Source organism: Streptomyces africanus, assembly GCF_002150735.1.
Classification (GTDB): Bacteria; Actinomycetota; Actinomycetes; order Streptomycetales; family Streptomycetaceae; genus Streptomyces; species Streptomyces africanus.
Genome location: NZ_MUKA01000075.1, coordinates 64,593 through 87,194, shown reverse-complemented (window position 1 = coordinate 87,194; position 22,602 = coordinate 64,593). Strand labels below are relative to the sequence as shown.

Sequence of the window (22,602 nt, the reverse complement as noted above, 5' to 3'; positions counted from 1 at the left end):
TCCCGCTGTGTCCGGGCACACGGAGATGCGGCCCTGTGCCGGGTACCGCGCAGAGTGAAGACGAAGACGTGGCTCAGGCGGACGGGTACGAGCGCTGGAGAAGGACCTTGCCCTTGGTGTCGGCCGCGGCATGATCCACACAGGTCGCGTCGACGATGTAGGCAGTGATCCGAGTGGTGTCGGATGCGTCGGGGAGCAGCACCAGCATGGCCTTCTTCCCCTGGTACCTGCCGTTCTCGACGGCGAGGGCCGAGTCCTTACGCCCGATGCCGTCACGGACGCAGCCCGGAACGGTGGGCTCCCGGAAGACCTGAGGATGGTTGGGGGCGGGGGCGGTCTCCGCGCCGAAGGGGGTGCGGGAGCCGCCCTTCTTGGTCTGCTTGTCCGCCAGAAGATCGGTGACCTGCTTCTCGAGCTTTCCCGCGGAGAAGGTGTCCGCAGGGGCGGTCGGCGGTCCGCTCGCCGTTTCATGCGAGGGCTTGCCGTCGCCGAGCGACGACAGCAGGACCGAGCCCAGTCCCAGGGCGGCGACGGTGAAGACGGTCCCCAGAACGGCGATCCTCCGGCGCCTGTTCCGCGTGCGGCCCTTGCGGCCCGGGCCGGTGGTGGAAGAGCGAGGACGGCCGGCGGGCCGGTCGGCGGGCGTCGATGTTTCACGTGAAACATGCGCACCGCTGTCGTTCTCGGACGTGGAACGGGGGGTGCTCACCGGCATCTGACGCTCTGCGGTCTCCGGCCCCGTGGCGTTCAGCAGGGCCTCGGCGGCGAGGGCGGCATCGATGCGGCCTGCGACGTCGGCGGGCATGCGCGGCGGGCCCGGCAGTGTGCCGAGCAGCCCGCGGATCTCCTCCAGGGAGGCGTAGACGTCCGCGCAGAGTTCGCACTCGTCCAGGTGCCGACGTACGTCGGTGCTCCGGGACGGTGAGAGGAGGCCCTCGGTGAGGTCGGAGATCTCCGCGACGTCCGGGTGCCCGGCCATGTCTGTCGTCGACGTCACGCTCGTCCACCTCCGCCCTTCACTGCCGCTGGGTCGCTCGGTCCTGTGTCCGGTGGTTCCGCTCGGCGCGGTCCCGCTGCGGGTGGGACGGCTGGCCCCTGCGTCCGGTTCCGTTCCCCGCCCGGCTTCTTGCTCCCACCGGTGCTCTCCGGCCGTAGGTGGGTGAGCAGTGGCAGGAGTCTGGCTCTTCCTCGCGCACATCGGCTCTTCACCGTGCCGGTCGGAACGTCGAGGATGCGGGCCGCCTCGGCGACCGGGTAGCCCTGCATGTCCACCAGGATGAGCGCCGCTCGCTGGTCGGCCGGCAGGGTTCCCAGTGCTTCGATGAGCTGCCGGTGGAGATCGTTGCGCTCGGCGGGCGCCGAAGCCGACTCGTGTGGCTCCAGCAGCTGCTCCATGCGCTCGGTGTCGTCGACGGGAGAGGTCTTCCGGGAGGCGGCCTTGCGGGCGCGGTCCAGGCAGGCGTTCACCGTGATCCTGTGCAGCCACGTTGTGACGGCCGACTGGCCCCGGAAGGTGTGGGCGGCCCGGTAGGCGGAGACGAGGGCGTCCTGCACCGCGTCAGCGGCCTCCTCGCGGTCTCCCAGCGTTCGCAGGGCGACGGCCCAGAGCCGATCGCGGTGCCGCCGCACGATCTCACCGAAGGCGTCGGGGTCGCCTTCCACGTGGCGGGCGAGAAGCTCCTGATCACTCGCTCCGTCGTACCCGGTGCCGTCTGCCATCGGCCTCCTTCCTCGAGGCAGATGCCGTCAGCTGGTCACCTTGATGTCCGCCACCCGGCCGCGCCACTTGCCGTCGTCCGCCTGTATGGGCAGGTCGGTCAGCCACACCAGGAGGTAGCGGCTCTTGAGGGACTTGCCGGGCTTGAGCTCCACCTTCGTCCCGGTGCCCTCGGCGACCTTGGTGTAGGCGTCGAAAGACGTCGGCTCCGAACCGGCGTCCGCGCTCGCGCTGCGGAGCTCGACAGAGGTGTCGCCTACGAAAGTGACCGTCACCTTCCCGACCTGCTGGGTCTTGCCGAGATCGAGGATGATGCCGACGCCCGACTTCAGGCGCCCGAAGTCCGCGCTCAGGTAGAAGTCCGTCTGCCAGTACGTGGCGGTGCTGTTGTCGTAGACCTTCCCTATGTCGGACGGCTTCTCGGTCTGGTCGCCGAAGGGGTCGAAGTCGCGGGCACCGCTGATGGTGATGGGCTTGCCGCCCGCTGGCTTCTTGGGACTCTTGTCGTTCCCGTCATTCGTCTGCGTCTGGCCCGGGTCCTCGGACTTGCCGCCCTGGTCCATGAGCGCGTCCGCCAGCTGCCAGCTGCCGAGGCCCAGCGCGGCGATCAGGAGCGCGGACACGGCCCACTTCAGGGCCTTGCCCGTGCGGCTCTGCAGCGGGGGCGGCGGGGTCGGGACCGGCTGGGTGACACCGGGGCGCGGGGTCTGGCGGCCGTACGTGCCCTGCTGGTACGCGGTGCGCTGGTACTCGGGCGGGGCGGTGAACGCCGGCTCCGGCGGGCGGATGCGGGGCATCTCGCCGATCGCCTTCACGAGCTCCTCCGGGGTGGTGCACGGCGACTCGTGGCGGGAGGCGGTGGCGCCGTCGTTGGCGAGCGCGCGCATGGAGAGTTCGGAGAGGCCGCGGTGCACACCGGCCCGCACCTGGTCGGGTGCGATCAGGCCGATGTCCTTCGGCAGGCCGGACAGCCCGTAGGCATCGCTCTCGTACGGCCAGCGCTGGGTCAAGGCCGCGTACAGCAGGGCGCCGATGGCCTCGGTGTCGGTGCGCTGCGGGGTGTCGGACGCGACGCCCCGCAGCGCGGCGTTCACCGCGAGCCCCCGGATGCGCCACTGGCCGGTCGAGGCACGCAGGACGGCGTTGGGGTTCAGCCGCAGATGGGCGAGGCCCTCGCGATGGGCGGCGGCCATGGCGGAGGAGACCTGGCTGACCATCTGGTAGGCGTCGTACGGCTCCAGCGGCCCGGAGGCGAGGAGCGTGGTCAGTTCCGTCGCGTCCGGAAGCCACTCGTGGACGACGTAGACGAGGTCGTTCTCCTCCACCGCGTCCAGCACCTGGACGAAGCGCGGGTCGCCCAGCAGGGCGGAGGAGCGGGCGGCGGCCAGGACGGACCGGGCCCGTGAGTGGTCCGCGGGCAGGATGTGCACGCCGACGGCACGGCGGAGCTTCTCGTCCACGGCACGCCAACTGCTGAAACCGTCCAGACGGGTGACGCACTCCTCGAGGCGGTAGCGTCTGGCGAGTTTGTGACCACTGTGCAGTTCAGGCGGCGAGGTCTTCCCTGGACCGTCGGTCCGGGTGCTCTCCTGTACCTCGTCGCTGTCCGTGTCCCGCTCCCGGTTCTTGGCCACCCCGTCGGCCGTGGACTGGTCCGCCTGTGCGGTCAGCGACGTCTCGTCGCTGTTGTCTGCCACGTCGACGGCAGCCGTACTCCGTTCCGCCACCGTCGTTCCTGCCTCCCCATCCATTGCACGCCGCCCGGCATCCGTTGCGCGCCGTTCGACGCCGAAACCAATTGTGCCCACAGTCCGCCGCTATGCACGACACGCGGTGGCTGACGATGGTTGTGCGCCCACCCCCGACTCAGCGTCCCAGGCGTCCGCGGACCATGCCGACCAGCGAGTTGAGTTCCTCGATGCGCATGCGGCGGGCGGCGACGAAGAAGATCACGAGCAGCACGGCGCCTCCGGCCAGCACCGCGGCGAGCGAGCCCACGACACCCTGGCCGAGCGTGCGGCCGATGCCGTAGCAGGCCGCGCCGCTGAGCAGGGCGGCCGGGATCGACGCGATGCACAGCCGGGCGTAAGTCCGCAGGACACGGGCGCCGTCGAGATCCCCTCCCAGCCGCTTGCGCAGCCGGCGCCAGGCGACGCCGACACCGATCGCGTAGGCCAGGCCGTACGAGGCGGCCATGCCGACCACGGCCCAGCGCGACGGGATGACGAAGAAGCAGACCGCCGATGCGCCCGCGTTGACCGCGGCCACGATGACCGTGTTGTAGAAGGGGGTTCGGGTGTCCTCGTAGGCGTAGAAGGCGCGCAGGACGACGTACTGCACGGAGTACGGAATCAGGCCGAGACCGAACGCCATCAGCATGAAGCCCATGTTGGTGGCCTCGCTGGTGCCGGAGGAACCGAACATCAGGGTGCACATGGGGATGCCGAGCGAGAGGAAACCGAACGCGATCGGCACGATGGCGACCGCCGTGTTGCGCAGGCCCTGGGAGATGTCGTCGCGGACGGCACCGCCGTCGCCCTCGGCCGCCGAGCGCGACAGGCGCGGCAGCAGGGCGGCCATGAGGGAGACCGTGATGATGGCCTGCGGCAGGCCCCAGATCAGCTGAGCGTTGGCGTAGGCGGAGAAGCCGGTGCCGTCGACGGGCGAGGCCTTGCCCGCCGCGGTGGACAGCCACACGACGATCATGGCGCCCGCCTGGTTGGCCAGGACGAACAGGACCGTCCACTTGGCGAGCGTGATGGCCTTGCCGAGGCCCTGGCCCTTCCAGTCGAAGCGCAGCCGCAGCCGGAAGCCCGTCTCGCGCAGGTAGGGGATCATCGCCAGCGCCTGGACCACGAGGCCGAGCAGCACACCGATACCGAGGAGGCGCTGGCCCTCCGGCGGGATGGTCGTGACATTCATCTTGGAGTCGGCGGCCGTGCCGTAGACGTAGATGAACATGCCCAGCGTCGCGATGATGACGATGTTGTTCAGGACCGGGGTCCACATCATCGCGCCGAACTTCCCGCGAGCATTGAGGATCTGGCCCATCACCACGTGGACGCCCATGAAGAAGATCGAGGGCAGGAAGTACTGGACGAAGGTGATGGCGACCTGATTCGCCGCGGGGTCGCTGGCGATCGAGGGGGACATCAGGCGGATCAGGAGCGGCGCGGCGAAGATCGCGAGCGCGGTGAGCGTGCCGAGCGACACCATGACGAGGGTCAGCAGGCGGTTGGCGTACGCCTCGCCGCCGTCCTCGTCGTCCTTCATGGCGCGCACGAGCTGCGGCACGAAGACGGAGTTGAGACCGCCGCCGACCGTGAGGATGTAGAGCATCGTCGGCAGCTGGTAGGCGACCTGGAAGGTGTCACCGAGGAAGCCGACGCCGATGGCCGAGACGATCAGCGCGGAGCGGATGAAGCCGGTGAGGCGGGAGACCATCGTGCCCGCCGCCATCACGGCGCTGGACTTCATCAGGCCCGCGGCGCGGCCGCCCTTCTTCGGAGCGGGCGGGGCAGCGGCTTCCGGAGCGGGGGTGTCGTCCACCGCCGGCGTCGCCGCGGTCTCGCCGGGAGCCGGGTACTGGCCCGCCGCGTACTGCCCCTGCGCCGCGTACTGTCCCTGCGCCATCTGGCCGGGGGCCGGTGACGGGCCGGGGACCGACGGCGACTCGTAGGACGGGTGGCCGCTGGCCTGCTGCTGGTCCCGGAAGAGATGGGCGAACGCGTCCGGCTCCTGGTGCGGCTCACCCGCCTGGGAGACGAGGTCGTCCACGCCCACGAACTGGGTGGTCCGGGCGTCGTCGCCGTACGGCAGGTGCCTGGTCGGGCCCTCCGGTTCCGGCGCGGGCGTCTGGGCCCACACCCGTGGGTCGGGCGCGTAGGGAGACTGCGGTGGCTGGGCGTACAGCTGCTGCTGCGGCTGGTACGTGCCCGGAGGGGGCGGGGGGTGTGCGGCGCGGTCGTAGCGCGCCTCGGCGACCGGGTCCTGGGCGGAGAGGTCCTGTACCCCGTAGGGGTCCTGGCCGTAGGCGTCCTGGAGGTACATGTCCGCGGGCGGCTGCGGCGGCACCTGGCCGTGCTCGGGCTGCGAGCCCTCGGGCCCGCTCGACTCGGGGTAGCCCGAGCTGCCCACGCCACGGCCGTGGTCACCGTCGTACGGCGCGTTCATGGTTACCCCACCTCATCGTCCCGGGCCCACCGGCCACGACATCTCAACGGTCCACTCTCTCACCCGTGCCGGACGGGTCGGCGCTTTCCGCTGCGGTGTCCGGGGCCGGGTCACTCGCCTGCTGCGGGGCGTCTTCCCGGGAGCCGGCCTCGGACTCCTCCTTGAGACGGTCGGCGGGGGCGTCCGGGTTCTGCGGAGCGCCGACCGGGCTGTCGACGTCGTCGTCCGCCTCAGCGGCGGCGTCCTCGGCGGCCTCGCGGGCGGCGGCGCGCTTGCGCTGGGTGTACATACGGAAGCCGGCGAGGACCAGGAGCAGGACACCGCCGCCGATGACCAGCATCACGGTGGGCGTGACCTCGGTGACCTTCACGTCGAAGGTGACGGGCTCGCCGTACTTCTGGCCGTCCTCCGTGTACAGCTGGGCGACCACCTCCGCCCGGCCGTTGGCGTTGGCGGACGTGGTGAACTTCACCGACTGGCTGTGCCCGCCGTTCACGGTGACCCGCTGCTCCTCGTAGGCGTCGCCGCCGATCTTGAGGCGGGTCTGGTTCTTCGACGTGAGGCGCAGCTCCAGGTGCTCGACGCCCTGGACCAGGTTGTTCTGGACGGTGACCGGGATCGTGGCGCTGCGGCCGGAGAGTTTGGTCTCCGACTTCTCGATCAGCTTGACCCCGTCGATCAGCCCGTCGAGGTAGGACTCGACGTTGTCGCGGTACCCCACCGCGGCGACGCCCCGGCCCCGCCACGACGCGGACATCTCGCGGTTCATGGCTCGCCCGAAGGGGGTGACCACCCGGGACTCGTCGGTGAGGATCACCTTGAAGTTGTCGAGCTTGTCGTGCGTCCTGGCGATCTGCTCGAAGGCGGCCCGCGGCAATTCCTGCCTGCGCAGCGAGGCGGGGTACGCGGAGCCGGGCGGCACCTTCCTGTTGGCCGACGGGTCCGGCTTGGCCTTGGCGGCGGCCGTGAGGTCCTGCGACTCGGACCAGTTCCCGCCCTGGAGGGCGCCCAGCGCCTCGGCCATCGCCTGTGCCTGGCTCACGGAGGGCGTGCGCTGCGGGGCGACGACGACGCTGCGCTGCTTGCCGGTCTGGAGGCCGAGCGTCAGGCTCTGGGCCAGGAAGCGCTGCACGGCGCGCGTGGACGCGGAGGCCTTCGTCAGGTTGCCCTGGAACGCTGTGGACATCCTGGAGTCCGCGACGACCGCCGTGGTGCCGCCGCCGATGGGCCGGGCCGCGGAGGGTGTGTACGACAGATCGTCCTGGAGGCTGTCGCTGCGGGTGATCACCTTGTCGGCGCCACCCGAGGTCGCGACCTTCATGATCGACGGGTCGACGGCGCCGTCCACGGGCCACGCGAAGTCCTTGGACGGTTTCACGTGGAGGATCGGCTCCACCGTGTTGTCGACGGCGTCGGTGGCCTCCTTGAGGTGGTTCAGCGACCCCGTGACGGCCGTGCCGTTGTGGGCGAGGGAGGCCAGGTCCGGATCGCCGAACGGCAGGGCGACGACCTCCTTGCCCGACACCGCCTGCTGGAGCTCGGAGAGCCACTGCTTGGCGACCGCCTGGTTCCTGCCGGGCGTGGTGGCGCCGTCCTCGCCCCTGACCTGGTAGGTCCTCGTCATCGCGTCGACGGACGCCAGCAGATCCGGGTCGATCACCCAGGTGATGTCGAGGCCCTTGCCCAGCGACACCATCTGGTCGAGGCGGCCGCCCGGGGAGATCTCCTCGGCGAGGTCGTCGTTGCTGAAGACCGGCGTCTGCTGCTCGTTCGACCCCGTCTCGGCCGTCATGTGGACGTCGGAGACGAGCGGCCACAGGAACGTGGTCTTCGTCTTGGTCCCGGCCTCCTCCGGCTGCCACGGCAGGAACGTGCGCTGGACGCCCAGAACCTGGTCCCAGGGCTGCGCGGCGGTCTCACCGGAGAGTGCGACGGCCAGCTGGTAGACGCCGTCCTGGCCGAGGTCCAGCTCGTCGGCCGGGACGGAGATGTTGAAGGGCTCCGCCACGCCGGGGGTGAGCTTGGGGAACTTCTTGGTGTACTTGCCGCCTACTGCCTCGCCGGCGGGGCCCTGGATGTCGTCGCTCTTCTTGGCGAGGCTGTCGATGGCGGAGCGGGTGTCGAGCGAGGGCCCCACCCGCAGGTCGACGTGGGCGTCGGTGACGGGCTGCTTGCCGTTGTTGGTCACCGTTCCCGTCACGGTCACCGTGTCCCCCTCGGTGGGGGCGCTGGGGGTGAGCGAGTCGACGGCTACGGACACCGAGCCGCTCGTGCCGGAGGCAGCCTGCGCGGACTCCTGTCCGGCCGCGTCCGCCGGCGTCGCGGCGGGCAACTGGAGGAGTCCGGCCAGCAGGGGCGCACCGGCGAGCAGTGCTCCGGTGCGCCGCAGCCACCGGCGGGCAGGTGAGGCACTGGTCCCCTGGAAGTCTGCCGCCTCGGCCACGCGCTCGTCCGTCCCTCGTCGTCGTCAGTGGTCGTCGGAATGTGCGTCCACGCATGGTAACGATGCGCGCTGAGGGGAAGTGCCGCGGTCCGTTCCACAAGATCGCGGCCCGGCACCGAGCTGTCCGGTATGTCGCTGTATGGCGGAGAGCGGTTGCCCCGATATCAAGGGTGCTTCTTGTGCGTGTATGGAGGGACGTGTCTGCATGCGTCATAGGGGGAGGTCGGGGGCGCCCAGGCCACGTACCCTCTTCTGTTGTGCCGAACGCCAACGAAGAAATGCCCAGTGCCCTGAGCCAGGTGCAGCACCGCGCGGTGAGTGAACTGCTGCGGGTTGCTCCTGTCGCCGACGACCTCGCCCGCCGCTTCCAGGAGGCCGGGTTCTCACTTGCCCTGGTCGGCGGCTCGGTCCGGGACGCGCTGCTGGGCCGGCTCGGCAACGATCTGGACTTCACGACCGATGCCCGCCCCCAGGACGTACTCAAGATCATGCGCCCGTGGGCGGACGCCCTCTGGGAGGTCGGGATCGCCTTCGGCACCGTCGGAGCGCAGAAAGACGGCTACCAGGTCGAGGTGACCACCTACCGGTCGGAGGCGTACGACCGGACCTCACGCAAGCCCGAGGTGTCGTACGGCGACTCCATCGAGCAGGATCTCGTCCGCCGCGACTTCACGGTGAACGCGATGGCCGTCGCGCTGCCGGAGAAGGAGTTCATCGATCCGCACGGCGGGCTCGAGGACCTCGCGTCGCGTGTGCTGCGCACTCCTGGCACCCCGGAGGAGTCCTTCTCCGATGATCCCCTGCGGATGATGCGGGCCGCGCGCTTCGCGGCTCAGCTCGACTTCGAGGTCGCCCCCGAGATCGTCGCGGCGATGAAGGAGATGGCCGGGCGTATCGAGATCGTCTCGGCCGAGCGGGTGCGGGACGAGCTGAACAAGCTGATCCTTTCGCCGCACCCGCGCAAGGGCCTGACGCTGCTCGTCGAGACGGGCCTCGCCGACCGCGTGTTGCCCGAGCTGCCGGCCCTGCGCCTGGAGCGCGACGAGCACCACCGGCACAAGGATGTCTACGACCACACGCTGATCGTCCTGGAGCAGGCGATGGCGCTGGAGGACGACGGCCCCGACCTGACTCTCCGCCTGGCCGCCCTGCTGCACGACATCGGCAAGCCCCGCACGCGTCGCTTCGAGAAGGACGGCCGGGTCTCGTTCCACCACCACGAGGTGGTCGGGGCGAAGATGACCAAGAAGCGCATGACGGCGTTGAAGTACTCCAACGAGCTGGTGAAGGACGTTTCACGTCTGGTCGAACTCCACCTGCGGTTCCACGGCTATGGCACCGGCGAGTGGACGGACTCGGCGGTCCGCCGCTACGTCCGGGACGCCGGTCCGCTGCTCGACCGTCTCCACAAGCTGACCCGCTCGGACTGCACCACGCGCAACAAGCGCAAGGCTGCGGCCCTGTCGCGCGCGTACGACGGTCTGGAGGAGCGGATCGCCAAGCTTCAGGAGCAGGAGGAGCTGGACTCGATCCGTCCCGACCTCGACGGCAACCAGATCATGGAGATCCTCGGCGTCGGTCCAGGTCCGGTCATCGGCCGCGCGTACCAGCACATGCTGGAGCTGCGCCTGGAGAACGGGCCGATGGAGCACGACTCCGCGGTGGCCGCACTCAAAGAGTGGTGGGCCGGCCAGGAGAGCTGAGGCCGTGAAACAGGGTCATGTTTCACGTGAAACATGACCCTGGGGAGACGGGCCGAGGGGCGGTGTTTCACGTGAAACACCGCCCCTCGCTGTGTCTGCCTTACTTCTTGTCCTTCAGGCAGAGCAGGAAGTCCTTGCCGTCACCGCTCTCGGTGTACGTGTACTGGAAGTCCTTGGCCTCGGCCTCGCACTTGCTCGATGCCAGGGTCTCCGTGAGGTACGCGCCCTCGATCTTGGCCAGCACCACGTACTGAGCCTTCGCATCGCTGCACTCGACGACTTCGAGGTCCGGGTTGTTGTCGTTGGAGCTGCCGCGGTGCATGCAGCTGCCGACGGACGCCGTGTTGGCGTCGTCGCGGCTGGTTATGTAGCCGCCGATGGCAATGCCCGCCACCGCGATGACGATGACGATGTTCTTGATGGTCTTGAAGCTGAGCTTGCGGCCGGTCGGCTGCGGCGGGACCGGAGCGTACGGAGCCGCCCCCTGGGGCGGGAAGCCGGGCTGGCCGGGCTGCTGGGGGTAGCCGCCCTGCGGCGGGTACGGAGCCTGGGGCTGACCCGCGGGCTGGCCCTGTGCGAACGGGTTGCCCTGGGGCGGCGGAGTGGTCACTTGGGGGTCCCCCTAGAACATGGTTGAGTGACGCGAACATGTCGCGAGATAAGACCCACGTAAGGTAGCGGTCCCCACTGACACCGCAGTAGCCAGATGTGGCTCTGTGTCATTGATGTGACACTTACTGGTGGCCAAACCGTCCCATAGTCACAGCTACTGCCGCGTAGATAACGGCGATCGTGATCACCAGCGGCACGGATCGGCCGTCCGGCGGCAGTATCAGGGCGGCGATGGCGGCTGCGCCGACGAAAGCGACGTTGAAGAGCACGTCGTAGACCGAGAAGATCCGGCCACGGAAACCGTCCTCGACGGAGGACTGGACGATCGTGTCCGTGGCGATCTTCGCGCCCTGGGTGGTCAGACCCAGGACGAAGGCCGCGGCCAGCAGAGGGGCAGTGGCGAAGGGCAGCCCGAGAGCGGGCTCCAGCAGCGCGGCGGCCCCCGCGCACACGACGATCCAGCGGCCCGGCCCGAGCCGCCCCGCGGCCCACGGCGTCACCGCGGCCGCCGCGAAGAAGCCTGCGCCGGAGACGCCCAACGCCAGGCCCAGCAAGGCGAGTCCGTCGTCCGCGGTCGTGGTGAGCGCGTACCGGCAGAGCATCAGCAGCATCACCAGCAGGGCGCCGTAGCAGAAGCGCATCAGTGACATGGCCACGAGCGCCCAGGCCGCTTCCCGGCGCTGCGGCGCGGCCAGGTGACGTACGCTCGCCGCCAGATCGCGCGCGGTTCCGGTGAGAGCCGTCCCGAGCCGCACGCGTGCCGAGTTCCGGTCGGGGCCCAGGAGTTCTCGCGCCATGCTGAGCGATGCCAGGGCGGCGCACAGATATAGCACGGCTCCCACGAGCACCACGGCGGCGTCGCCGTCCGCCACCACCAGGCGGACGGCGAAGGCAAGGCCGCCGCCAGCGGTCGCCGCCAGTGTTCCCGTGGTCGGGGAGAGGGAGTTGGCGATGACGAGGCGCTCGGCGTCGACCACGCGGGGCAGGGCCGCGGACAGGCCGGCGAGGACGAAACGGTTGACGGCGGTGACGCACAGGGCGGAGACGTAGAAGAGCCAGTCCGGAGCGGGACTGAGTATCAGCAGGGCCGTGGCGGAAGCCAGCAACGCGCGCAGCAGGCTTCCGTAGAGCAGAACCTGACGGCGCCGCCAGCGGTCCAGAAGGACACCGGCGAAAGGGCCGACGAGAGAGTACGGGAGCAGCAGCACCGCCATGGCGGAGGCGACCGCGGCCGCCGAGGTCTGCTTCTCCGGCGAGAAGACCACGTACGAGGCGAGCGCGATCTGGTAGACGCCGTCGGCACCCTGGGAGAGCAGGCGTACGCCGAGCAGGCGCCTGAAGCCCTGGAAGCGCAACAGGACACGCAGGTCACGGACGACGGCCATGGGGCACAGCCTCACATACGGGAGAGGGTCCCCGGGTCGTACGACCCGGGGACCCTCACAGCCCTGGCAGGAGCGACTGGTTACGGCGCCTCAGCGCTCGACCTCACCCTTGATGAACTTCTCGACGTTCTCGCGGGCCTCGTCGTCGTAGTACTGGACGGGCGGGGACTTCATGAAGTAGCTCGACGCGGAGAGCACGGGACCGCCGATGCCGCGGTCCTTGGCGATCTTCGCGGCGCGCAGGGCGTCGATGATGACGCCGGCGGAGTTCGGGGAGTCCCAGACCTCCAGCTTGTACTCCAGGTTCAGCGGGACGTCACCGAAGGCGCGGCCCTCCAGGCGGACATAGGCCCACTTGCGGTCGTCCAGCCAGGCGACGTAGTCGGACGGGCCGATGTGGACGTTGTCCGCGCCCATGTCACGGTCGCGGATCTGGGAGGTGACGGCCTGCGTCTTGGAGATCTTCTTCGACTCGAGGCGGTCGCGCTCGAGCATGTTCTTGAAGTCCATGTTGCCGCCGACGTTCAGCTGCATCGTGCGGTCCAGGACGACACCGCGGTCCTCGAACAGCTTCGCCATGACGCGGTGCGTGATGGTGGCGCCGACCTGGGACTTGATGTCGTCGCCGACGATCGGGACGCCCGCCTCGGTGAACTTGTCGGCCCACTCCTTGGTGCCGGCGATGAAGACCGGAAGGGCGTTGACGAAGGCGACCTTGGCGTCGATGGCGCACTGGGCGTAGAACTTCGCCGCGTCCTCGGAGCCGACGGGCAGGTAGCAGACGAGGACGTCGACCTGCTTGTCCTTGAGGACCTGAACGACGTCGACCGGCTCCTCGGCGGACTCCTCGATGGTCTCGCGGTAGTACTTGCCGAGGCCGTCGAGCGTGTGGCCGCGCTGGACCGTCACACCGGTGCTGGGGACGTCGCAGATCTTGATGGTGTTGTTCTCGGAGGCGCCGATGGCGTCCGCCAGGTCGAGGCCGACCTTCTTGGCGTCCACGTCGAACGCGGCGACGAACTCGACGTCGCGGACGTGGTAGTCGCCGAACTGGACGTGCATCAGGCCCGGCACCTTGGACGCCGGGTCGGCGTCCTTGTAGTACTCGACTCCCTGCACCAGCGATGCGGCGCAGTTGCCCACACCGACGATGGCTACGCGAACCGAACCCATTCCGGTTGCTCCCTGTGTGTACGAGTGAGGCCCGTGGCGGGCTCTCACGTGGCGGTGTCGCCGGGCGTATCCGGACGGGGGTCGTCCCCCGGCCGGGGCAGGCCGCCCGACGCTCCAGATGTGGTGTCACGCGAACCGGGCTCCCCCGTCGCGGAACCCTTCAGGTCCCGCCCCGCCCGCTCGCTCTCGATGAGCTCGTTCAGCCAGCGCACTTCGCGCTCCACGGACTCCATCCCGTGGCGCTGGAGCTCAAGCGTGTAGTCGTCGAGGCGCTCCCGGGTCCGGGCCAGGGAGAGGCGCATCTTCTCCAGGCGCTCCTCCAGCCGGCTGCGGCGGCCCTCCAGCACGCGCATGCGTACATCACGTGAGGTTTGCCCGAAGAAGGCGAAACGGGCTGCGAATGTCTCGTCCTCGTACGCCTCGGGCCCGGTCTGTGAGAGCAGCTGCTCGAAGTGCTCCTTACCCTCCGCCGTCAACCGGTAGACGATCTTGGCGCGGCGGCCGGTGAGGGGAGCGGCCTCGGTGTCGTTCCCCGGCTCCTCGATCAGCCAGCCGTTGGCGACCAGCGTCTTGAGGCAGGGGTACAGCGTCCCGTAGCTGAACGCACGGAACACACCCAGTGATGTGTTGAGTCGTTTGCGCAGCTCATAGCCGTGCATCGGAGATTCGCGGAGCAGGCCGAGTACGGCGAACTCGAGGATCCCGGAACGCCGGCTCATCGTCGCCTCCTCTCTGCCGCGGTACCCGATGTCTCGGGCCGATGTGTCGCGCTGATGTATCGACTCGATACATCACGACGATAGAACGGCCTTCCGGATGCGACAAGAGAGGGTGCGGTGAACGGGGTCACATCACCGATTCATCGGACGCGAGTTGCCTGATTTGAGGTGAACTTCAGGCCTCGGCAGGTTTTGACGGTGCGTAGTCTGTGCGCCATGCACATCACCGGGAACCAAGTGACGCCTGAGGGCGTCGTCGTCTCTGGTGTAGTACGGGTGCATGCGGGACCGATGAATGCGGAGCCGACCGCATCCGTACTTCGGGGGGACCGGAAACCAGCCGCCGTTTCCAGGCGCGCAGGGGTGCGCCTGCCCGAGGAGTAGTCGTTCGATGAGCGAGCACCGTCGCAAACCGCCGCAGCCGCAGGGAGGCGGACGTGCCGCGGCCCGACGCGGCCAGTCCGGCTCGTCCCCCGGCCGCCGCGCGGCCCCGCGAGGCGCCACCGGGTCTCCGTCCGACTCCTATGGGTCGGACTCCTACGGCTCGGGGGGTGAGGAGCGTCCGTACGGCGGCCGTGCCGAGGCCCGGCGTGCGGCGCAGAGAAGTACCGGAGGCGGCCGACGCAGAGCGGCCGAACCGTCCCGTGGCGGCCGGCGCGCCGCTCCCGGCAGTCCGGCCGGGCCCGGGCGAGGCAGAGGGCGCACGCCCGCCTATTCCGACAAGAAGCGGCTGATCGACTATCCGCGGGCCGACAAGTACGGCTGGCAGCGCTGGCTGCCGTCCTGGAAGCTCGTCTCCGGTCTGTGCATCGGCTTCTTCGGCAGCCTGGTGGCCGTGGCGGGCATCGGGTACGCCATGGTCGGCGTCCCCAACGAGGAGAACGCGGCGGCGCTGTCGCAGAACAACGTCTACTACTGGTCCAACGGCCAGCAGATGGTCGCGACCGGAAGCGGCCAGAACCGGCAGAACGTCACGATCGACCGGATCCCCGAGGCCATGCAGCAGGCGGTGATCTCGGCCGAGAACAAGAGCTTCTACAAGGACTCGGGTGTCGACCCGATGGGCATCGCCCGTGCTCTGGCGAACATGGCCCGGGGCGGCGACACGCAGGGTGGTTCGACGATCACCCAGCAGTTCGTCAAGAACACCTACCTGAGCCAGGACCAGACGATCACCCGTAAGTTCAAGGAAATGTTCATCTCGATCAAGGTGGGCACCAAGCTCTCCAAGGACGAGATTCTCCAGGGGTACCTGAACACCTCCTACTACGGCCGCGGCGCCTACGGCATCCAGGCCGCCGCCCAGACGTACTACGGCAAGGACGCGGTTAGGCTCGAGCCGAACGAGTGCGCCTTCCTCGCCGCCCTCCTCAAGGGCCCGACGTACTACGACCCCGCGGGCAACGAGAGTCTCGACTCCACGGCGACCCCCAAGGCCAATGAGAAGCGGTCCAGGGCGCGCTGGGGCTGGATCCTCGAGCAGATGCACAACGACAACAAGCTCTCGGACGCCGCGTACCAGAAGGCGATCAAGAACTACCCCATGCCCCAGGGCCGCAAGGCGACCAAGGGCATGAGCGGCCAGATCGGCTACCTGGCGGACACCGCCAAGAAGTACGTCCTGAACCACTCCAACATCACGGAGAAGCAGTTCGACCAGGGCGGCTACCAGATCAAGACGACCTTCGAGAAAGCCAAGGTCGAGGCGCTGGCCAAGGCCGTGAAGAAGGTCGAGAAGGAAAAGCTGAACCCGGAGAAGCGTGAGCTGGACAAGCACGTCCAGTTCGGCGCGGCGTCGGTGAAGCCCAAGGACGGCGCGATCGTCGCGCTCTACGGTGGTGCGGGGTACGAGAACGGCCACTTCAACAACAACGCGGACACGTCGGGTGTCCCCGTCGGTTCGACGTGGAAGCCGTTCGTACTCGCCGCCGCCATGGAACACGGCACCTACCGGAGCGACGGTCCCCTCTCCCCGCTGAGCAAGTACAACGGCAACGACCACCTCAAGGTCAGGAACAACGACGGCTCCTACGTCCTGAAGAAGGACAACACACCGTTCTTCCAGGAGAACGAGAGCGACCATCCCTGGGGCTACATCACCTTGCGCAAGGCGATGGAACAGTCCGTCAACACCCCGTTCGTCCAGCTCGGCATGGACGTCGGGATGAGGAACGTGCGGGACGTGGCCGAGAAGTCCGGCATCCTGGACGCCAGTTTCGCCACCCTCAACCCGTCGTTCGCGCTCGGTACGTCGACTCCCAGTGCGATCCGCATGGCCGACGCCTACGCGACGTTCGCCGCCGCCGGCAAGCAGGCCTCTCCGTACTCCGTGACCAGCGTCAAGTTCAACGGGCAGGAAGTCGAAGGCTTCGACAAGCCGCGCATCACGCAGGCGATGCCAGAGAACGTGGCCAACAACGTCACGGACACTCTGGAGAACGTCGTCCAGAACGGTACGGGTAAGAACGCCCTGGCCCTGGGCCGTACGGCGGCCGGTAAAACCGGTACCACGGATGAGAACAAGTCCGCCTGGTTCGTCGGCTACACCCAGCAGCTGTCGACCTCGGTCGCGATGTTCCGTGAGGATCCCAAGAGCGCCAAGCTGCTCTCCATGAACGGCACGGCGGGTGAGGAGTCCATCCACGGTGGTGACACTCCCACCGAGGTGTGGACCGAGTACATGAAGGCCGCGCTGAAGGGCAAGCCCGACCTCGGCTTCCCGGAGGCCGAGGAGATCGGCCAGATCCAGCACGAGGTGGGCGCTCCGTCGCCGAAGCCGACGCCCAGCGTGGAGCCCAGCGAGACCGTGACCGAGTCGCCGAGCGCCACGCCCAGCGAGACACCCACGTCTCCGTCGCCCTCGCCGAGCGACACCTGTGGCTTCTTCGGGTGTGAGAACGACGGCGGTACGGAGAACGGCGGCGGTACAGGCGGAGACGTGTCGCCCTCGCCTTCGCCCAGCCTCACGAACGAGAACGGCGGCAATACCAGAGGCAACGGCAACGGCGGCATCTTCGGAGGCCCCGCCGGATAGCCGGCTGATCGCCCGGCATGGGTGTTTCACGTGAAACGCGAAGACGTTTCACGTGAAACACGGGCCGCCGCACCTACCCGGTGCGGCGGCCCTCGGCGTATTGATGGATACGTACGGCAGGATGTGCGGCATGGCCAGTGCAGAATCGACGCAAGCGAGCGTCCACGAGCCGGACCCGGTCCGGCCGACCCAGGAGGACGAGGTCGCCGCGGCCGGCAGCGAGCTGATCGGCGGCCCGCTCGGGCGGCGTGCCCTGCTCGGGGCGTCCTGGTGGACTCCCGTACGGGTGATCGCGCTGGTGGCGATCGGCATGTTCGCCCTCGGCCTGGTCCAGAAGGCGCCCTGCTACAACGGCGCCTGGTTCTTCGGTGCCAGCTCCCAGTACACGCACGCGTGCTACTCGGACATCCCGCACCTCTACCAGGGGCGGGGCTTCGCCGACGGGCTCGTGCCGTACTTCGACAAGCTCCCCGGCGACATGCAGTACCTGGAGTACCCGGTGCTCACCGGTGTCTTCATGGAGGTCGCCAACTGGCTCACGCCCGGCAGCGGCACCATCCAGGACCAGGAGCAGTGGTACTGGATGGTCAACGCCGGGATGCTGATGGTCTGCGCGTCGGTCATCGCCGTCTGCGTGACCCGTACCCATGCCCGACGCCCCTGGGACGGGCTGCTGGTCGCCCTGGCGCCTGCCTTCGCCCTGACGGCGACCATCAACTGGGACCTGCTGGCGGTCGCCCTGACGGCCGCGGCGATGCTGATGTGGTCGCGCGGCCGCTCCCTCGCCTTCGGCGTCCTCTTGGGACTCGCCACGGCCGCCAAGCTCTATCCCTTCCTGATCCTCGGGCCGCTGCTGGTGCTGTGCTGGCGCGCGGGCAAGTGGCGTGCGTTCGGGACGGCTCTGGGCGGTGCGATCGTCGCCTGGGTCGTCGTCAACGGGCCGGTGATGCTCTTCGCGTTCGACGGCTGGTCGAAGTTCTACACGTTCAGCCAGGAACGGGGCGTCGACTTCGGATCCTTCTGGCTGATCATGGCCCAGAACTCGGACAACCCGCTCAGCACCGACACCGTCAACACGCTCGCCACGCTGCTGATGCTGGTGTGCTGCGCGGGTGTCGCCGTGCTGGCGCTGACCGCTCGGCGCCGCCCACGGTTCGCCCAGCTGGCCTTCCTGATCGTCGCGGCGTTCATCCTCACCAACAAGGTCTACTCGCCGCAGTACGTCCTGTGGCTGGTGCCCCTGGCCGCCCTGGCCCGGCCGAAGTGGCGGGACTTCCTGATCTGGCAGGCCTGCGAGGTGGCGTACTTCCTGGGCATCTGGCTGTACCTCGCGTACACGACCAGCGGAGACGCCCACAAGGGGCTGCCCACCGACGGCTATCACTGGGCCATCGGCCTGCACCTGCTGGGCACGCTGTATCTGTGCGTCATGATCGTGCGCGACATCTTCCTGCCGGATCGGGATCCCGTTCGCCGGTCCGGGGACGACGATCCCTCGGGCGGAGTGCTCGAGGGCGCGGAGGACGTCTTCGTCCTCGGTCCCGCGGCCCGTCCCTCCCGGCACGCGGCCGCTCAGTTCGACGGGCCGCAGGTCGAGTGGGGCCGGAACGGCGCCACGGGCGGTTCGCTCTGAGCGAACGATGCGAAAGGCCGTACACGGGAAACCGTGTACGGCCTTTTCGCTGTGCTGAGCCCGTTGCTGCCCGTCGGTGCGTGTGCCGGTCAGCGGTCCATGAGCCGGTCGAACTGCGTGGTGGTGTGCCGCAGATGGGCCACCAGCTCCTCGCCGACCGTCGGTTCCGGCGCGTCCGCGGGCACGAACAGGATCGAGACCTGCATGTGCGGCGGCTCGGCGAACCAGCGCTGCTTGCCGCCCCAGACGAACGGAGAAAGGTTCCGGTTGACCGTCGCGAGGCCGGCCCGGGCGACGCCCTTGGCACGCGGCATGACGCCGTGCAGCGCCTTGGGGGCCTCCAGACCCACCCCGTGCGACGTACCGCCTGCCACGACCACCAGGAAGCCGTCGGAAGCCGCCTTCTGCTGCCGGTAGCCGAAGCGCTCGCCCTTGGCCACACGCGTGACGTCCAGGACCGCGCCGCGGTACTCGGTGGCCTCGTGGTCTCCCAGCCACAGTCGCGTGCCGATGCGGGCACGGAACCGCGTCTGCGGGAACTGCTGCTGGAGCCGGATGAGTTCCTCGGCCTTGAGGTGGCTGACGAACATGGTGTGCAGAGGCAGCCGGGCGGCGCGCAGCCGGTCCATCCAGCCGATGACTTCCTCGACCGCGTCCGAGCCGTCGGTGCGGTCCAGCGGCAGGTGGATCGCGAAGCCTTCCAGGCGGACGTTCTCGATGGCGGCGTGCAGCTGGGCCAGATCCTGCTCGCCGATGCCGTGCCGCTTCATCGAGGACATCACCTCGATCACCACACGCGCACCGACCAGGCCGTACACGCCGTCTATCGACGAGACCGAGCGGATGACCCGGTCCGGCAGGGGCACGGGCTCCTCGCCGCGCCGGTACGGCGTCAGCACCAGCAGGTCACCGCTGAACCAGTCCTTGATCCGGGCGGCCTCGTACGTCGTGCCGACGGCGAGGACGTCCGAGCCCAGCCGTGTGGCCTCCTCCGCCAGCCGCTCGTGCCCGAAGCCGTAGCCGTTGCCCTTGCAGACCGGCACGAGGCCGGGGAACTGCTCCTGCACGTGCTTGTGGTGCGCCCGCCAGCGCGCGGTGTCGACGTAGAGCGTGAGCGCCATGGCCGGACCTGGAACCTTTCTCGTGGTTGCCGTGTATCAGAGGTATAGAAGCACTGAACGTGACATCAGCGGCGCGACATGTAGATGTCGAGCGCCTTGTGCAGCAGCTTGTTCAGCGGGAAGTCCCATTCGCCGAGGTACTCGGCGGCCTGGCCGCCCGTGCCCACCTTGAACTGGATCAGACCGAAGAGGTGGTCGGTCTCGTCCAGCGAGTCGGAGATACCGCGCAGGTCGTACACGGTGGCGCCGAGCGCGTAGGCGTCGCGCAGCATCCGCCACTGCATCGCGTTCGAGGGCCGGACCTCACGGCCGATGTTGTCGGAGGCGCCGTAGGAGTACCAGACGTGCCCCCCGACGATAAGCATCGTCGCCGCCGACAGGTTCACGCCGTTGTGCCGGGCGAAGTACAGCCGCATGCGGTTGGGGTCCTCGGTGTTGAGGGCCGTCCACATGCGCTGGAAGTACGACAGCGGGCGCGGCCGGAAGTGATCGCGCACGGCCGTGATCTCGTACAGCCGCTGCCATTCCTCGAGGTCCTGGTAGCCGCCCTGGACGACCTCGACCCCGGCCTTCTCGGCCTTCTTGATATTGCGGCGCCACAGCTGGTTGAAGTTCTTGTGGACCTCTTCCAGGGAGCGGTTGGCCAGCGGCACCTGGAAGACGTAGCGGGGCTGGACGTCGCCGAAGCCGGCGCCGCCGTCCTCGCCCTGCTGCCACCCCATGCGGCGGAGTTTGTCGGCGACCTCGAAGGCACGCGGCTCGATGTGGTCGGCCTCGATGTCGCGCAGCCGCTTCACGTCGGGGTTCTGGATGCCCTGCTTGATAGAGGTGGCGTCCCAGCGCCGGATGACCACCGGCGGGCCCATCTTCACCGAGAAGGCGCCCTGCTGCTTCAGATGCGCCAGCATCGGCTCGATCCAGTCCTGGAGATTCGGCGCGAACCAGTTGATGACCGGGCCCTCGGGCAGATAGGCGAGGTAGCGCTTGATCTTGGGAAGCTGCCGGTAGAGGACCAGACCGGCACCCACCAGCTCGCCCGTCCTGTCGTCGAACCATCCGAGGTTCTCGGAGCGCCACTCCGCCTTGACGTCAGCCCAGGCCGGGACCTGCATGTGGCTCGCCGACGGCAGGCTCTGGATGTAGGCCAGATGCTGCTCTCGACTGATGGTCCTCAGGGTCAGGCTCATTTCGGGGCGCTCCTCGGGCTGGTGTGTCCCCATGGGGTCAGGGGCTCCGGCTCTCGCGCGAAGCCTACTGCGCCTTGGGAGCGCGCCGGTTGGGCGTGCGGGACCTTCGCCCCGGCCCGAGGTCGGCCGCGGCGCGAGTGGTGTTCAGAAGAAGGGGTGCCCTGGCGTCAGCCGATCAGACCGCCGTGCGCCATGCCCAGGAAGAACCCGACGCCCGATGCGCCCAGGCCCAGGATCAGGCCGAAGCGCTCCCGGGTCGTCTCCGAGATCCACTGGCCGTACGCGCCCGTGAGGATGCCCACGAGGCCGGTCCAGGAGCTGAGCAGATGCAGGTCCTCGTCGATGATCGCCGTGAGGAACGCCGTGAGGCCCAGCACCAGGGTCACCGCGAGCAGAGTGTCCTGGAGGGGATGGGGCTTGCCGTCCGTGGCGAAGAGGCCGCCGGCGGTGTTGGGTCGCAATGCCTGTGCCATAGGGCACCTCCTGCGAAAGTCGGCGCATCGTAGCGCCATACACACCCGATGTGTACAGATTGGCTGCCCTCACGGCCGGATTTCAACCGCAAGCCACTGTGCGGGTAGTCTGTACCCTCCGCACCGGTGTCTGCCCATGTCACGACAGGGGCTTCTCCACAGAACCCCCGACTGTCAGTGGTGGCCGATACCGTTGCTACGCATCACAACCCTCCTGCCACGGAACGACCGTGGCCGCTGAGTCCAAAGGAGGTGGGTTCCACATGCGTCACTACGAGGTGATGGTCATCCTCGACCCCGACGTCGAGGAGCGCGCTGTCTCCCCGCTGATCGAGAACTTCCTCTCTGTCGTCCGTGACGGCGGCGGAAAGGTCGAGAAGGTCGACACCTGGGGCCGTCGTCGTCTCGCGTACGAGATCAAGAAGAAGCCCGAGGGCATCTACTCGGTCATCGACCTTCAGGCTGAGCCTGCGGTCGTCAAGGAGCTCGACCGCCAGATGAACCTGAACGAGTCGGTCCTCCGGACCAAGGTCCTCCGTCCCGAGACCCACTGAGCTCTCCCGCTCAGCTGATTCCGGGATTCGAGTAGCAAGCAGCCAGAGCAAACCCGCCGAGAGGTTCCCCCATGGCAGGCGAGACCGTCATCACGGTGGTCGGCAATCTTGTCGACGACCCCGAGCTGCGCTTCACCCCCTCCGGTGCGGCCGTCGCGAAGTTCCGTGTCGCGTCCACTCCCCGCACCTTCGACCGCCAGACGAACGAGTGGAAGGACGGCGAGAGCCTGTTCCTGACCTGCTCGGTCTGGCGTCAGGCGGCGGAGAACGTCGCCGAGTCGCTCCAGCGAGGCATGCGCGTCATCGTGCAGGGCCGGCTGAAGCAGCGGTCCTACGAGGACCGTGAGGGCGTCAAGCGCACGGTCTACGAGCTGGACGTCGAGGAAGTCGGCGCCAGCCTGCGCAACGCCACGGCCAAGGTCACCAAGACCACCGGCCGCGGTGGCCAGGGCGGCTACGGCGGCGGTGGCGGCGGCGGCCAGGGTGGCGGCGGCTGGGGCGGCGGCCCCGGTGGCGGTCAGCCGGCCGGCGGTGCTCCCGCCGACGACCCGTGGGCGACCGGCGCTCCCGCCGGTGGCAACCAGGGCGGTGGCGGCGGCTGGGGCGGTGGCTCCGGCGGCGGCCAGCAGGGCGGCGGCTACTCGGACGAGCCCCCCTTCTAGGGCGGGTTCGCAC

General features: G+C 68.8%; 17 protein-coding genes. 5 read left to right on the top strand and 12 right to left on the bottom strand.

The window, feature by feature from the left end; translation table 11 throughout:
• Positions 1-73: 73 nt before the first annotated feature.
• The 5 genes from CCL05_RS11935 to CCL05_RS11915 all read right to left on the bottom strand — a co-directional run bounded on the left by CCL05_RS11935 (position 74) and on the right by CCL05_RS11915 (position 8,333).
• Positions 74-997 (bottom strand): anti-sigma factor family protein, encoded by a 924-nt coding sequence (locus CCL05_RS11935; RefSeq protein ID WP_086560480.1) that lies wholly within the window; start codon positions 995-997, stop codon positions 74-76.
• Complete coding sequence (gene sigM / locus CCL05_RS11930) at positions 994-1,719, bottom strand: RNA polymerase sigma factor SigM (RefSeq protein ID WP_086560479.1); 726 nt, start codon at positions 1,717-1,719, stop codon at positions 994-996. The genes CCL05_RS11935 and sigM overlap by 4 nt, the downstream gene beginning before the upstream one ends.
• Before the next feature lie 27 nt (positions 1,720-1,746).
• Positions 1,747-3,444, bottom strand: a complete 1,698-nt coding sequence (locus CCL05_RS11925; protein WP_086560478.1) for a protein kinase family protein — start codon at positions 3,442-3,444, stop codon at positions 1,747-1,749.
• Between the two features lie 139 nt (positions 3,445-3,583).
• Complete coding sequence (murJ, locus tag CCL05_RS11920) at positions 3,584-5,890, bottom strand: murein biosynthesis integral membrane protein MurJ (protein WP_086560477.1); 2,307 nt, start codon at positions 5,888-5,890, stop codon at positions 3,584-3,586.
• A 43-nt stretch (positions 5,891-5,933) separates the two neighbouring features.
• Positions 5,934-8,333, bottom strand: coding sequence for a DUF6049 family protein (locus CCL05_RS11915; RefSeq protein WP_086560476.1), 2,400 nt, complete (start codon positions 8,331-8,333; stop codon positions 5,934-5,936).
• Between the two features lie 257 nt (positions 8,334-8,590).
• On the opposite strand from CCL05_RS11915, the gene CCL05_RS11910 reads away from it, so the two are divergent.
• Entirely contained in the window at positions 8,591-10,036 is a 1,446-nt protein-coding gene (locus tag CCL05_RS11910; RefSeq protein WP_086560475.1) for a CCA tRNA nucleotidyltransferase, read from the top strand.
• 100 nt (positions 10,037-10,136) lie between these two features.
• On the opposite strand, the gene CCL05_RS11905 is transcribed toward CCL05_RS11910, so the two are convergent.
• The 4 genes from CCL05_RS11905 to CCL05_RS11890 all read right to left on the bottom strand — a co-directional run bounded on the left by CCL05_RS11905 (position 10,137) and on the right by CCL05_RS11890 (position 13,925).
• Complete coding sequence (locus CCL05_RS11905; RefSeq protein ID WP_086560474.1) at positions 10,137-10,646, bottom strand: DUF1720 domain-containing protein; 510 nt, start codon at positions 10,644-10,646, stop codon at positions 10,137-10,139.
• A 124-nt stretch (positions 10,647-10,770) separates the two neighbouring features.
• Positions 10,771-12,033 (bottom strand): MFS transporter, encoded by a 1,263-nt coding sequence (locus tag CCL05_RS11900; protein ID WP_086560473.1) that lies wholly within the window; start codon positions 12,031-12,033, stop codon positions 10,771-10,773.
• Positions 12,034-12,123: 90 nt separating this feature from the next.
• Positions 12,124-13,206 (bottom strand): inositol-3-phosphate synthase, encoded by a 1,083-nt coding sequence (locus tag CCL05_RS11895; RefSeq protein ID WP_086560472.1) that lies wholly within the window; start codon positions 13,204-13,206, stop codon positions 12,124-12,126.
• A 44-nt stretch (positions 13,207-13,250) separates the two neighbouring features.
• The gene (locus tag CCL05_RS11890) at positions 13,251-13,925 is read right to left on the bottom strand and encodes a PadR family transcriptional regulator (protein WP_086560471.1); all 675 of its coding nucleotides are present in this window, start codon (positions 13,923-13,925) and stop codon (positions 13,251-13,253) included.
• Positions 13,926-14,316: 391 nt separating this feature from the next.
• Between CCL05_RS11890 and CCL05_RS11885 the strand changes: the two genes are divergently transcribed.
• Positions 14,317-16,959, top strand: a complete 2,643-nt coding sequence (locus tag CCL05_RS11885; RefSeq protein WP_244204250.1) for a transglycosylase domain-containing protein — start codon at positions 14,317-14,319, stop codon at positions 16,957-16,959.
• Positions 16,960-17,080: 121 nt separating this feature from the next.
• The gene (locus tag CCL05_RS11880; protein ID WP_086560470.1) at positions 17,081-18,592 is read left to right on the top strand and encodes a glycosyltransferase family 87 protein; all 1,512 of its coding nucleotides are present in this window, start codon (positions 17,081-17,083) and stop codon (positions 18,590-18,592) included.
• Positions 18,593-18,681: 89 nt separating this feature from the next.
• Here CCL05_RS11880 and CCL05_RS11875 read toward each other — a convergent pair whose 3' ends face one another.
• The 3 genes from CCL05_RS11875 to CCL05_RS11865 form a co-directional block, all read right to left on the bottom strand.
• A complete protein-coding gene (locus CCL05_RS11875; RefSeq protein WP_086560469.1) occupies positions 18,682-19,713 on the bottom strand; it encodes an alanine racemase in 1,032 nt (343 codons plus the stop codon).
• Positions 19,714-19,778: 65 nt separating this feature from the next.
• Positions 19,779-20,900: a peptidoglycan bridge formation glycyltransferase FemX gene (gene femX, locus CCL05_RS11870; protein WP_020277982.1), complete on the bottom strand. Its 1,122-nt coding sequence runs from the start codon at positions 20,898-20,900 to the stop codon at positions 19,779-19,781.
• 167 nt (positions 20,901-21,067) lie between these two features.
• Positions 21,068-21,373 carry a hypothetical protein gene (locus CCL05_RS11865; protein WP_086560468.1) on the bottom strand — a complete coding sequence of 102 codons (306 nt, stop codon included), beginning with the start codon at positions 21,371-21,373 and terminating at the stop codon, positions 21,068-21,070.
• Between the two features lie 263 nt (positions 21,374-21,636).
• On the opposite strand from CCL05_RS11865, the gene rpsF reads away from it, so the two are divergent.
• Both rpsF and CCL05_RS11855 read left to right on the top strand, forming a co-directional pair.
• Positions 21,637-21,927 carry a 30S ribosomal protein S6 gene (gene rpsF, locus CCL05_RS11860; RefSeq protein ID WP_003991486.1) on the top strand — a complete coding sequence of 97 codons (291 nt, stop codon included), beginning with the start codon at positions 21,637-21,639 and terminating at the stop codon, positions 21,925-21,927.
• Between the two features lie 71 nt (positions 21,928-21,998).
• On the top strand, positions 21,999-22,589 hold the full coding sequence (locus CCL05_RS11855) for a single-stranded DNA-binding protein (RefSeq protein ID WP_086560467.1): 591 nt from the start codon (positions 21,999-22,001) through the stop codon (positions 22,587-22,589).
• Positions 22,590-22,602 lie beyond the last annotated feature (13 nt).

Coding starts and splice junctions, on each gene's coding strand:
- CCL05_RS11895 (WP_086560472.1), bottom strand. CDS start 13,206: ATGGGTTCGGTTCGCGTAGCCATCGTCGGTGTGGGCAACTGCGCCGCA.
- rpsF (WP_003991486.1), top strand. CDS start 21,637: ATGCGTCACTACGAGGTGATGGTCATCCTCGACCCCGACGTCGAGGAG.
- CCL05_RS11900 (WP_086560473.1), bottom strand. CDS start 12,033: ATGGCCGTCGTCCGTGACCTGCGTGTCCTGTTGCGCTTCCAGGGCTTC.
- sigM (WP_086560479.1), bottom strand. CDS start 1,719: ATGGCAGACGGCACCGGGTACGACGGAGCGAGTGATCAGGAGCTTCTC.
- CCL05_RS11875 (WP_086560469.1), bottom strand. CDS start 19,713: ATGGCGCTCACGCTCTACGTCGACACCGCGCGCTGGCGGGCGCACCAC.
- CCL05_RS11880 (WP_086560470.1), top strand. CDS start 17,081: ATGTGCGGCATGGCCAGTGCAGAATCGACGCAAGCGAGCGTCCACGAG.
- murJ (WP_086560477.1), bottom strand. CDS start 5,890: ATGAACGCGCCGTACGACGGTGACCACGGCCGTGGCGTGGGCAGCTCG.
- CCL05_RS11885 (WP_244204250.1), top strand. CDS start 14,317: ATGAGCGAGCACCGTCGCAAACCGCCGCAGCCGCAGGGAGGCGGACGT.
- CCL05_RS11890 (WP_086560471.1), bottom strand. CDS start 13,925: ATGAGCCGGCGTTCCGGGATCCTCGAGTTCGCCGTACTCGGCCTGCTC.
- CCL05_RS11855 (WP_086560467.1), top strand. CDS start 21,999: ATGGCAGGCGAGACCGTCATCACGGTGGTCGGCAATCTTGTCGACGAC.
- CCL05_RS11865 (WP_086560468.1), bottom strand. CDS start 21,373: ATGGCACAGGCATTGCGACCCAACACCGCCGGCGGCCTCTTCGCCACG.
- femX (WP_020277982.1), bottom strand. CDS start 20,900: ATGAGCCTGACCCTGAGGACCATCAGTCGAGAGCAGCATCTGGCCTAC.